Raw genomic sequence first — 13369 nt, 5'->3', positions numbered from 1 at the left:
GGCATTGAAATTTGAAACATCACATTCAAATTTCAATGCCCATTGATTTAATGTTAAAAACATCATGATTGCCGACATAGAAGACAAAGAAATTAAACAAATTTATCAAACATCTATTATTCAACAAACAGCCTATTGGTCTGAAGTGAAACGATTACAAGGAGTAACCTCAAAAGCATTTAATTTTAAAACAAAAACAGCAGACCTTTACGTAGACTCAGATGACAGCACTTATTTTATCGGAGATTTGCTGATTTTGATTCAAACTTTAGATCAAGATCACAGCATCGCTTATGTTCCCTATGGGCCAGAAGTGGAGCCATCAGTAGAAAATCAAGGCTATTTTTTAGAACAATTATCCGAAAGCCTAAGATCCTGCTTACCCACAAACTGCATCATGATCCGTTATGACTTATCTTGGGAATCACATTGGGCAAAAGAAGACGACTGTTACGACATAAATGGGAACTGGTTGGGAGTTCCAGATAAAAAAATTCAGGAAATCCGTTTTAACTTCAATACAACTAATTGGAATTTAAGAAAAGCGAATACAGATATCTTACCCTCAAATACTATTTTTGTGGATTTAAAGAAAGATGAGGAAGCTCTATTAGGCGCTATGAAAACCAAAACTCGCTATAATGTCAATCTTTCTCAGAGAAAAGGAGTCAAAATTCGTTCATTAGGTCTGGATAGTTTAGCAATTTGGTATGATCTCTATCGACAAACGGCTGCACGTAATCATTTCTTTTTACATGATATCAGCTATTTTAGAGTTGTACTTTCTGCGCGAGCCAATGACACACTCTCTCCAGCAGATGTCTATTTATTAGTTGCAGAGATTGAAGATAAGCCATTAGCAGCAATGTTTTTGGTCGTATCGGCAAATCGAGGAACATATTTGTACGGAGCATCGGCTACAGAAAATAGAAATTATATGGCTACTTATGCGTTACAATGGCGCGCCATGCAGATTGCTAAAGAAAAAGGCTGTACCGAATATGATTTTTTTGGCGTAGCTCCCCAAGCAGATGCTTCCCATCCATTATATGGACTCTACAGATTCAAAACCGGTTTTGGTGGTGAAATTTTTCATCGTATGGGGTGTTGGGATTATCCGCTAGATAATGAAAAGTATAAATATTATACCTCTATGGAATTCAAAAATCAAAGTTATCATCTGAGCTAAAAAAAGCGGGTACAGCAATATTTCGTCTGCACCCGCCTTTTAATCTTTAGATAAGCAGGATAGGATCCATGCCTATAACTGTATTCTATTCATTATAATTTGACTAAGTTGTGGTGTCTACATTCCATCCTGATAATATTCCTCCATAAAAATAGAAAGTGACATGAAATTTTTTATTACTTAATTCATCTGAAACCAGATAGCGTTCCGTAACATCATAAGATGCCACCTTTTTGAAACTTGATAATTTTACCTCAGGAAGATTGTCGGTTGTTGCTGATCCCGCAACCATATGCTGTATTTTAGCGGTAATTAAATTCATAATTCCTTCTTTCTTGAATGGATTACGTACAATTCGATTTTTACCAATAATAGGCATTACACCATTATTTGCTCGTTTTTTCGCCTTTGCCTCTGCAGTATAGCTATTAAATTTCTCTTTAATTTTAGGATCACGGATGCTATTAATTGTAAATATGGCTATTCCCTGTGCTCCATGATTCAACGCCTCATCCATTTCTGTAAACATGACATCACTATCACTCGCCATTAGTCCGCAGAATAAAGTCGTCATCTTATTTTTGTCGTTTACATTTTCGATTGTACAATCTCTAATAAAACTTGGATCTTCTGTGTAGAAATTACTGTATACCATCGGAAATACCATATCCAATTTCCATTTCCCCCAATCTTGCCTAACCATTCGAGAAGCCATTTTAGGTGTTGGAAAGGGGGATGCAGCCATTATTTTACCACTAGCATGCACGACATCTGCAATCATATTGGCTATATCTGTAATTTGATCACAACGAAACTGTCTCCATTTGAGATCGCTAGAGGGATCTTTCTGTGTACGTGGATCATAACCATATTGATCTTTGAATTTTTGGATCGCTACGGGATGATATCCATAATCCCAAGCGGCATATTCGCGATCTTGCACGATATGATATTTGGGCCAAAGTGTGGTAGGAAGTACCACATCGACGTAGCGGTTATAGTCGATAGAAATCCCATCCAAACCCTCTACATCGCAATAGGTTTGAATTTTTTCTTTGATATAATTTTTGACTTCTGGAAGAACAGGAGATAAGAATTTATAATAACCCACATATGCCGTTGTATCAGCTAAACTTTTACCATTTCTATTCACACTAAACCACTCTGGATGTTTTTTCAAAATCTGTTCCCGATCATGTTCAAGATTTAACGTCCATAACCAGGCAACTACTTTAATCCCATATTTATGCGCAATCGGAATGGCTACTCTATAATCATCAGGGGTAGGAGCATTGAGCATGACACCATCGATACCTAAGTATTGCATTTCACGACATAGGGAATCAAAATTACTGGTAGGTCTGTAATCTAACCAAGTCCAAAACATGGGTTGATCTGTGTTGTTTGCAGCAGCAGCTTGTTTGCTGGTCAAAAGAAATAATCCTAAGAAAAAAACAACGCAAATACGTAGTTTAAGCGAATAAAGTTGGTTCATAATTTATACTTTGTTAATACAGGAAAATCCGAGTGTATTTAAATTGATATTGTTTACGTGCAATATAAATATTTTTAGACGAAATTTGGGTATGCTATACCCTTTTAGCGGATTTTTATTTAACCTTGATTGTCTGGTCTATAATCAAAGCTGTCTTTTTTTGTAAAAAAACGCCTGAAGCGGGGAACCTCAGGCGTTTTAACTAACCAATTATTAACCTAAATTATGAATACCTATTAAACGTTTTGTTTTAAGCAATTGTTGTATTTGAATTTTTATTTTAACACATTTTAACGATTGTAATGGGTAATTGTATCCGGTATAATCAAAAATATTAATTTCAATTCCATAACATCAAAAAACGCCTGAAGTGGGGAACCTCAAGCGTTTTAACTAACCAATTATTAACCTAAATTATGAATATTTTATAAACGCCACAATTTGTGGTATTGTTACTTATCGTATTCTTTTTTAACAGATTTTAACTTTTTGAAGCATTTATAAACTTATTAATCAATTATTATAGTCCTTCAAATAAAGGTGCAAGGACCTCTTTAAAGCGCACAAACTGGATCTTGATCGGTATAACTTTGTTTTCATTGGCGTATTTCCATTTGGCATATGCTCATTCATTTAAATGGATAGACTCCAATTGGCATTATCCTTGAAGAAAAGTACACTTGAAAGTATAAGAATTTGCGAGATACCCTATTTTGTTTTATCATTTTCGAAATTTACAACATCCGAAATCAAAATTTTCAATATATTATCCATCATGATCGTTTTTTGCGATCACGGGCGGCATACATTAAATAATAAAAAAAGAAATGTTGCGATTTCGCAATTTGAGCCATTTCCAAATGAAAGAAAAGTTAAATGCTAGTCAGGAAGTCACGTACTTGTTTGATAAATACTATTTGCAACTAGGTGATATATCATACATCGAACTGGATTTCTTGTCGTCTTTAATAGCTATATTCAGACCAAAACGAAAATCACTATATTATCAGGTCGATATCGATCCTTTATTGAGTTATTTACAACAATTTACCCAGCATAAGGATCAGTTTGTTCAATATGTGCATCGTGTTCTTGACCAGAAAGATTTTGATCAATTGATAACGGATACGGGCATTATTAGTTATGCCGATTTTAGGTATGAGATTAAAAAAAGATTTACCGAAAAGTATTTACCTTCGCAACCGCCCAAATCGACCTTACAGTACGTACTCAATCAAATTTTTTACCACTCAAAAGATGCGGATTGGGTTGCTTCGATCCCACAAGAACAGTTGCATCAGTTATATACGATTTGTCAATTCCGTTCACTTTATGAAAACGACCACAATTTTGAAATAAAAGAAATTTTATATGGATTAGAGGTACTCGTGCAACGTATTACAGGAAGAGCTATGGAAACAGATGTAAATAAGATGGTTCCAGAGTTTCAAAATTTTGATAGTCCATTTATTGCTATTATGCGTGAGTTCAATGAGTTGAATGATCGCTTCTTACGTGACGATCTGCATTTTATGACTTCCGATGATCTTGCCAACAAGCAAATATTGGTTTTGCATAGGCAATGTGAAAATTATATTGATACTGCATTTTCCAATTCCCATCGTTTTGGTATCTCGATCAAAGTCAATCAGTCATTATTACGAATCAGGCAGCAATTGGAAAGGATCAAAGCAATTTTATCTTTTTTGGTGATCAACGATAATCACGAAAAAGTGACCAAAAGTATTGCCTTTGCACAGACCTTAATTGATTATAATTGTCGTAAAAGCAATATTCGAAAACTGGTGGGGCAAAGCACACAATTGTTAGCTTATGAGATCACGCATCATACTGCACAAACGGGAGAGCATTATATTACTTCCACTAAAAAAGAATATTGGCGTATGTTTCGTTCGGCTTGTGGCGGAGGGATCATCGTGGGCATTATGTGTATCATAAAATTGTTTCTAGGAAAAGTAGAGACGAGTGAATTTGGACATGCGTTACTTTACAGTATGAATTATGCCATAGGATTTACTGCTATTTATCTTTTTGGAGCAACATTAGCAACAAAACAACCCGCGATGACAGCCTCAGCGTTAATTGCTGCTATTGAAAATGGTCCCTCTGGACAGGATCAAAATCGACATAAGTATTGGAGTTTTGCTATTTTCTTTGCCCGACTATTCCGTTCACAATTTATTGCATTTGTTGGCAATGTGATGATGGCTTTTCCAGTCAGTTTAATTTTGATATGGGGTATTCAGGAGGTTTTCCACTACAATGCAGCGGCCGCTAAGTGGTTAAAACTGGTTAATGAATTAAATCCCACAGAGACACCGATGATAGTGCATGCTTGCATTGCGGGAGTCTTTTTATTTTTGTCTGGAATTATTGCCGGTAGTATATCCAATAGGGACAAACATAATTCGGTCTATTATCGAATTGAGGAACAACCCGTGTTAAAGAAAGTGTTTGGTAAAGAAAAAACAGCCAAAGTCGCTCGATTTTACGAAAAAAAATGGGCAGGAATAGTCTCCAATATTTGGTTTGGAGTTTTTATGGGAACAACAGCTTCTGTTGGTATGTTTTTAGGGCTAAATCTAGATATTAGGCACATCACATTTGCCAGTGGTAATCTGGCATTAGCCTGGTTTGGTCACGATAGGTATCTGAGCACAGAAATGTGGATATGGGGTATACTTGGGATTGGTATTATAGGTTTTTTTAATTTTGTAGTTAGTTTTTCCCTTTCATTGATATTGGCATTTCGATCTCGAAACCTTTCCTTTGGAGAATTGATTAAAATGGCCAAAGCCGTATGGATCTATTTTAAAATAAACCCAAAATCATTTTTTTTACCGCCAGAAGAGAAAAAATAAATAGTGGATTGTCATTTTAGATTAAGATGTAAAGACCCCCAGAATTGTTCAAATTCTGGGAGGATGGTCAGGAATGTAAAACCGTTGCGCAGCTTTGTCCTGATGATAGCTATCCGAGCGCTTGCTTTAAATCGGAGATTAAATCATCAATTGATTCTAGCCCAACGCTAATACGAATAAGACCATCGGTAATACCTGTTTTTAATCGGATCTCTCTAGGTATTCCAGCATGGGACATGGAAGCAGGGTGGGAGACTAATGTATCGACAGTGCCGATTGAAACTGCTCGCGTACATATCTGAAGTTTATTGACAAAATCAATTGCTTTTTCATATCCGCCTTTCAGCTCTATGCTCATCACAGATCCGGCATGTCGCATTTGCTTTTTGCTAATCGCATAATCGGGATGAGTTGTAAGTCCATTATAATGCACTTGCGAGATCTCCGGATGGTGATCTAGAAATGTGGCCACATCCATGGCATTGCGACAATGTTGTTCCATTCGTAAGGGTAAAGTTTTAATGCCCTGTAAAACAAGAAAAGCATCAAAAGGGTTACTGTTGACTCCCAGTAATTTATGTGTTTGATGCACATACGTATCCATAGCGCTTAGATCTCGACCGACCAATACTCCTCCAATAGCATTACCATGGCCATTTAAAAATTTTGTCGTAGAATGAAACACATAATCCACTCCGTATTTAAAAGGTTGCTGGAGATAAGGAGTAGAAAAGGTATTATCAACAGAAATCAATTTATTGTATTTTTTTGCAAGCTCCACCACACGTTCGATATCAATACACTGCATTGTTGGATTTGCAGGAGATTCAAAGTGAATCAGCTTAATTTCCGGTTTTTCTTTTAAAATAGTTTCCAATTCGTCCGCATCAGTCATATTCGAAAAATAGGCTTTGATACCAAATTTAGGGAGCATCTTCGTAATAAACTCGTGGGTTCCACCATATAAAGATGGAGTAGCAAGTATCCCATCGCCAGCATTAAGGCAGGATATAAATAGCGTGGACATCGCCGACTGTCCACTCGATGTCAATAGAGCACGAGCACGCAAAGGAGTTCCATCAGGATTTAGGATCTTCCAGGTTTCTAGGTCGGCTATAGCTTGTGCTGTCGCATCAGTGGTTGGATTGCCAAATCGAGAGTAAATATATCCTGCATCTTCACCAGAAAATTTACGCATTCCCTGTTCCACGCTATCAAAAGTGAAGGTAGAACTAGCATATATAGGTGCTAAATGGGCATGATGACCATCCGTATGCTCCTGATGAATGGCCAGTGTTCCAAAGTCAATATCATTTCTGGTCATAGGAATAGCTTAAAATTAAATGTTGATCGTTGTTGTACATCTTTGTTCGGTATGTAGGTGTAAGTTGTCAATCCTAAATTTAGGAATAAAAAGATTAAAAAACAGATTGAATATAAGAATCATCTATTTTCGATATTGTGTTAACTACTATTTTATAACAGCTTATATTGTACAAAGATTAAAAACAAGTAAAAAAACTATTGATCATTTTATTGCCAATGCTATCAGGTGCATGCACCCTATAATTATGTTAATTGACGCCACATGCTATTAAAACATCGATAATTGAATACCCGGACGATTTTTATTGGGTTTTTGCGCTTTTCCCATTACGGTTTGACCATTATATTTCCATGAGTCTCTGCGTTCTTGCTCCAAGACTTCCTGTATGTCAAACTGTGGAGTAAAATTTGCCTCTGCCTGTAGTACGATCTGATGTAGTTTATTGATTGTTTTTAATTTATCCAGATGTCCCAATTTTGATTTTTCTATTCCTTTTCTAAGTACAGTAATACTCTCATCATAAATCGTTAAAGGTACAGGAAATGGATGACCATCTTTACCTCCATGAGCAAAAGCAAATCGTGCAGGGTCTTTAAATCTAGATGGACCACCGTGAATGACCTCACTTACTAACGCAAGAGATTGCATAGTACGAGGACCGACCCCTTTCAGCAGTAATAATTCTTCAAAATTATCGGTCTGCAATTCCCTTGTCACATATAAGAGTGCTCCTAGCCTTTTTAGATCCACATCCGATGCACGGATATCATGTCTGTTAGGCATTACAAGATGGGCAAATTCCTGCATGATCCGAGCAGGATCATTTTGCGCAATAGCTAAGATTCCTTGCCTATTAGATGCTGCCGCTGCTGCTGTTAAGTTTAATATCTTTCCGCGAGAGACGCCATTAATACCCGTATGTGGTTCATCTATAAAAGATTTTAGATGCTGAGAATGCCAGTGATAACGTCTTGCTGTACCATCATTTTCATGCATACCCTGTTGCACAACAGTCCAATTACCTTTGTCTGAAACAATGAAATTATGGAGATAAAGTTGATATCCATCTTGTATAGCTGTATTATCGACTTTTGCAGTCAATTTACTTGCACGTACCAGCGCATCCGCCGAAAGTCCCGTATGGTCCGCTATCCGTAATAATTCTGCGGGTGTTTCTCTCGAAAATTTTCCTTTGCCTCCACAAATATAGAGTCCTAAAGAGGCCGATTGTGGATTAATAGCACGTTTTAAAGCACCCATTACAGAGGTTGTGATCCCAGACGAATGCCAATCCATACCCAACACAGCACCAAAACTTTGAAACCAAAAAGGATCCGATAAGCGGCGCAATACCTCATCTTTACCGTAGTCTGCTAAAATGGCCTCTACGATAGAAAGTCCTAAGGCAGACATGCGTTCATAGAGCCAGGCAGGTACTTTCCCATAATGTAAGGGTAGATCGGCAGTTCCCGAACGCTTCATATTGTTTTGCTAAATATTTTAGTGTAAAATTAGGTAATAAAATCAATAGTTGATTTTAATATCAGAGATTTACGTTTCTAAAATTAAACCTATTTTTTTTCATTTTAACTCTTTATGAGTTAGTTTGTCTTTTTGGATTGATTTTTGATTTTAAATATTTAAATAAATGACATCTACAAAAATTATTTTAATAACAATTGTATATTGTTTACTATCCAGTATAAAATAATTGTAATTAGCAAAACTAAGTTGAAAATATGATTTTAATCGTTGATGATAAACCTGAGAATATCTATTCCCTGCAACAACTGTTAGAGTCTAGAGGTTTTAGTGTGGATACGGCATTATCCGGAGAAGAAGCTTTGAAAAAAGCATTTAAAAACCAATATGCACTTATTATTTTGGACGTTCAAATGCCAGATATGGATGGCTTTGAAGTCGCGAGGTATTTAGCAAACTATAGTAAAACTAAAGATATTTCTATCATATTTTTATCTGCAGCTAATCGCGATAAGCGATTTATTGAACAAGGTTATGCCTCTGGAGGTATTGACTATGTTACAAAACCTGTAGATATGGATGTTTTATTAATGAAAGTCAAAAATTTCTATCAGTTACATGAGAAGACTTTGGCTTTAAATGCGGTACAGCAAGATTTACTTAGTGAAATTGAACGACGTAAGCGGGCACAATCCTCCTTGTTAGAAAAAGCAAATCATTTACGCTCTATATTAGAATCTCTTCCTCAAATTGCTTTTTCGGTAGATCCACAAGGTAAAATTGATTTTGTAAATTACAATTGGTTTCTATTTTCAGCATCCGAAAATCAATTTCCGGAATGCCATCCGGATGATCCCGCTATGAAGGACGTTGTAAACTCCCATATTCAAAAAGGTAAGGCTGTGGAAATGGAAGTTCGGATAAAACCATTAAATTCCCAACTTTATCGCTATCATTTACTGCGCATTGTCCCCATTGAAGAAAATCATGTGATTGCTCATTGGGTCGGAACCTTTACGGATATCGATGATCAAAAACAGATTGAACAAAAGAAGGATGAATTTATAAGTATTGCTTCGCACGAATTAAAAACGCCATTGACCAGTATGCGTGGGTATGTCCAATTACTGGCTCGTGCTTTGCGTGGTGAGCAAAATGTTAAGGTGCAGAAATATATGGATCGTGTCCAAGGCCAATTGGACAAATTAAGTACATTGGTTGCTGATCTACTGGATATTTCAAAAATTGACAATGGCAAATTAAAGATTAACCATCATGTGTTTGATTTAGATGTTTTAATAGATACTGTCATTGAAACTATGCGGCAGACCCATGATAATAAGATGTTGCATATCGAACGCGAGGGTGCTCGATTAGATCGCTTAATCTTAGGAGATGAGTTGCGTATTGAACAGGTACTGGTCAATTTTGTGACCAATGCAATCAAATATGGTCCTGATTCTGATCGTATTATTATCCATACTGAAATGAACGGGCACGAAGTGAAAGTAAGTGTGCAAGATTTTGGAATAGGTGTTCCTGCAAAAAATCAACCGCCGATATTTGATAAGTTTTATCGGGTCGAAGAAACCTCTGTCCGATTTCAAGGATTAGGTTTAGGACTATATATTTGCGCGGAAATTGTTAGACAGCATCAAGGGCAGTATGGTATGACGAGTAAATTTGGTGAGGGATCGACTTTTTATTTTACTTTACCACTAAATACAGCACATTTATGATTATAAACTTAAGAGAATGGCTTTTATAATGACCTCAGGAATAGAAAAATACTGCGCACAAGATGCGATTAATTATAAAGAATAAGATCATGTTAACTATACAATTTTAAAGAAAGAGCCATGGAAACCAATAAAAAAATTTTAATCTTCGAAGATGATATATCCATTTTAGAGATCGTCACTATTATTCTCGAAGACGCAGGCTATGGAGTTGAAACATCACAAACATCTCATGATATAATTGAAAAAGTTGCTGCAATAAAACCAGATTTAATTTTGATGGACAACTGGATTCCCAATATTGGTGGAAAAGAAGCGACAAAACTACTAAAAAGAGATCCTAATTTTAATCAGATACCAGTTATTTATATAACCGCAAATAGTGACATCGCCGAACTTGCTAAGGATGCTGGAGCAGATGATTTCCTGGCGAAACCTTTTGATTTGGTCGATCTTGAAAAAATAGTATCTAAATATTTAAAATAGCATTTTAAACACATCAAATATCTGTTAACCGGATGTTGAAAAATAAATACGATCGTCTCTAAACATCAATTATATGCTGGAGACGATCGGCTGATAAGTTTCAAACTAGCCCATCATATCGTGCGTTAACTCAGCTGTGGATCCGTTTTTGAATGTTTTCCAGTTTCCACCCGTCCCGCAAAATGACGCTCAAATGGACTATTTAGTAGCGTAACACTGATATCGTACCAACCGTACTCTTGTTGAGTGTCGATTATTGAAGTCGCTGATTGACCTGCTTTCAAGGTAATTTCCTTATTCCAAAGACGATATGCATTGTCTTTTATACTTATGTCCAAGGTTTCTTGCCCTTCATTCTTGAGGTGTAATACTAGATTGCCAGTCGGTTTTTTAGTTGATCCTAGTTCATAAGATGCGCTAATACGTAGTGCTTCATCTTGTCCCTTAAATCCTCGCATAAATCCATTTGGTCCATAAGCAGTAAATGCATAAATATTATCTTTAAAATCTGATAAATTCCAGCTGAAATCCAGTGACTGACCTGCAAATACCGCAAATGGCCAAAATTGAACACCATCGTGATAAGAATCGCCGGTATAGATATTAAATGGACTATTCAAAGATGCCTCACCAAAAAAAGTATTTCCAACCTTCATATGTATAGAGATCTTATCCTCTTTCTTACTGATCTCTTCATCGATATATAGTTCATAAGCCAACGCACTTGAAGGACGTTGTCCCTTTTCTTGTTTGGCCAACCATGGAGATATGTTTCGTTGTTTCTTTAGATTTGCGATATCGCCTAAAGACCATTGATGATAATTATGAGGTAAGGGCAATTTTTTAGATTGGTCAATAGCCCAAATCTGTGCGTTGCGGTCTAAAAAAGGCAATTTGCGATCAGGATTAGATTCTGGAGTATGAAATACTGAAGTTAGATCGCCAGTAATTGCTCTGCGCCATGAACTGATGTTATTTTCATAAATATGTTTTCCATATTTTTTATTCAGGAAATATTCCAAAAACTGTATAGTAGAAGTGATGTCGAAAACCTCAGAATTGACCCATCCACCTTTTGACCATGGCGAAGCAACGATCAGCGGAACGCGGTATCCGAGTCCGACAGGACCCTCAGTTGCATTTTCTTGATTCTCTCCAGCATCTAGCTCCTGCTGTAGACTGACATACTCACCAGAGATATCCATTCCTGGAGAAACCTTACCTGATGTTGGATCGGCTGGGTTGGGGGTTACGAAGGGTGGAATATGATCAAAATAACCATCATTTTCATCGTAATTTAAGATGAAAATTGTTTTGCGCCACAGATCAGGATTTTCTGTTAAAATATTCAAAATCTCGGAAGTATACCAGGCCCCATACATCGGTGCGCTAGGATGATCAGAAAAATATTCAGGTGCTACTAACCAAGAAACTGTTGGAAGTTTTCCAGACCTTACATCCTGTCTAAATTGATGCAGTATATCGCCTTTCGGAACTCGAATTTCTGCTTCATGCTCTTCGGTATTGATGGCTTCACGATACGATGGGTCTTGTTCATTCGTCTGGAAGGCACGCTTAAAAAGAGCTTGCTCCAAGGGCGGTAGTTTGTTAAAGGCCTCTGGAGTAAAAGTTTGAAGTTTTTTTTCAAAACTTGTCAACTGTTCCCGCTTTTGCTTTAATTTATTTTTTTCCTTTTGTGCACTTTCCGCTTTACCGTCTTCCAAGAGTTTTTCTATTTTCCTGATTTCATCAGGTAGCTCTGCGATACGCTTTCTTAAAAAAGCGAGATGACTCTCTTTAAATTCAATATGATATTGTGAAAACCATTCCAGATTATTGTCCGTATAGTTACCCAATAATCCTTCATCCTGCAGACCAGATTGTATGCTCACCTCATTTTGATATACCTTCCAGGAAATATCTGCTGCCTCCAATTTTTCTGGAAAGGTCTTCCAGTTAGCCCATCGATTGAAATAGATATCCGAGTTGCGAACCAGAGGTTTCTCTCCTTTAGCTGGTACGCAGGTACCTGTCCAAAAAAAGTGACGATTGGTCGTTGTACCCGTTATCGATGAACAGAAGTTTTGATCACAAATGGTAAAAGCATCGGCAAATGCATAGTAAAAAGGATTGTCTTCACGGGTGTAGTAACCCATTGTCAATGGGATATCTTGGTAATGTTTGTGGCCAGACCGTTTGGCATCTATCCAATTATCATGTTTTCCTTGGTTACGTGCAGCTGATTGATTTTCCCAAGAATGAGGTAGATAGCTTGTCCAGGCAGCTTTAGATCTTTTGATATCGAGGCGAAAAGGAGAAAATGTTTTACCGTCTTTTTCAGATTGTAACCATACCGGATTTCCATTAGGCAATCGTATAGCTCTAGGATCTCCATATCCGCGTACACCAGATAGCGTACCAAAGCTATGGTCAAAAGAGCGGTTTTCTTGCATTAGCATAACAATATGCTCCGCATCGAGAAAACTAGATCCAGAAAGAGGTTCAATTGCCATGGCTTGCTGTATGGCGGCAGGCAGTCCCCATTCCAAACCCATCGCTCCAGTTAAAAGTGAGGCTTTCTTTAAGAAATCTCTTCTATTATCCATGTATTACTGTATTATTCGTTTTTAGATTTAAAATTTAAAAGTATAAAGAATTTGGATGTAGTAGTGTAACGATTAGGTTTCATAAGTACATTTTCAGAATCGGGATTTAAAATTCCTAAGTTTTTCCTAAATATGGCTATAGGTTTGTTTCAAACAATAAAAT

At 36.8% G+C, this 13369-nt stretch carries 8 protein-coding genes; 4 read left to right on the top strand and 4 right to left on the bottom strand.

The features are described from left to right. The first annotated feature begins 64 nt into the window (after window positions 1–64). Window positions 65–1189: a lipid II:glycine glycyltransferase FemX gene (locus AC06G9_RS16380; protein ID WP_293924255.1), complete on the top strand. Its 1125-nt coding sequence runs from the start codon at window positions 65–67 to the stop codon at window positions 1187–1189. Window positions 1190–1292: 103 nt separating this feature from the next. On the opposite strand, the gene AC06G9_RS16375 is transcribed toward AC06G9_RS16380, so the two are convergent. Beyond that, window positions 1293–2684, bottom strand: coding sequence for a family 10 glycosylhydrolase (locus AC06G9_RS16375; protein ID WP_480956759.1), 1392 nt, complete (start codon window positions 2682–2684; stop codon window positions 1293–1295). Between the two features lie 860 nt (window positions 2685–3544). On the opposite strand from AC06G9_RS16375, the gene AC06G9_RS16370 reads away from it, so the two are divergent. After that, window positions 3545–5566, top strand: a complete 2022-nt coding sequence (locus AC06G9_RS16370) for a hypothetical protein (RefSeq protein WP_480956758.1) — start codon at window positions 3545–3547, stop codon at window positions 5564–5566. A gap of 109 nt (window positions 5567–5675) precedes the next feature. Here AC06G9_RS16370 and AC06G9_RS16365 read toward each other — a convergent pair whose 3' ends face one another. Together AC06G9_RS16365 and AC06G9_RS16360 are read right to left on the bottom strand one after the other, a co-directional pair. Continuing rightward, window positions 5676–6890, bottom strand: a complete 1215-nt coding sequence (locus tag AC06G9_RS16365; protein ID WP_052627832.1) for a trans-sulfuration enzyme family protein — start codon at window positions 6888–6890, stop codon at window positions 5676–5678. Window positions 6891–7160: 270 nt separating this feature from the next. After that, on the bottom strand, window positions 7161–8375 hold the full coding sequence (locus tag AC06G9_RS16360; RefSeq protein WP_480956757.1) for a DUF763 domain-containing protein: 1215 nt from the start codon (window positions 8373–8375) through the stop codon (window positions 7161–7163). Window positions 8376–8632: 257 nt separating this feature from the next. Here AC06G9_RS16360 and AC06G9_RS16355 point away from each other — a divergent pair, with 257 nt between their 5' ends. Both AC06G9_RS16355 and AC06G9_RS16350 read left to right on the top strand, forming a co-directional pair. Next, window positions 8633–10114 (top strand): ATP-binding response regulator, encoded by a 1482-nt coding sequence (locus tag AC06G9_RS16355; RefSeq protein ID WP_480956756.1) that lies wholly within the window; start codon window positions 8633–8635, stop codon window positions 10112–10114. Window positions 10115–10234: 120 nt separating this feature from the next. Then, complete coding sequence (locus AC06G9_RS16350; protein ID WP_045756557.1) at window positions 10235–10600, top strand: response regulator; 366 nt, start codon at window positions 10235–10237, stop codon at window positions 10598–10600. A 125-nt stretch (window positions 10601–10725) separates the two neighbouring features. Here AC06G9_RS16350 and AC06G9_RS16345 read toward each other — a convergent pair whose 3' ends face one another. Next, window positions 10726–13206, bottom strand: a complete 2481-nt coding sequence (locus AC06G9_RS16345; RefSeq protein ID WP_480956755.1) for a phosphocholine-specific phospholipase C — start codon at window positions 13204–13206, stop codon at window positions 10726–10728. Between the last annotated feature and the right edge of the window lie 163 nt (window positions 13207–13369).

It is taken from the genome of Sphingobacterium sp. MAE (assembly GCF_056711605.1).
The sequence above is the reverse complement of the archived record's forward strand: the minus strand, read 5'-3'. Positions and strand labels throughout refer to the sequence as shown.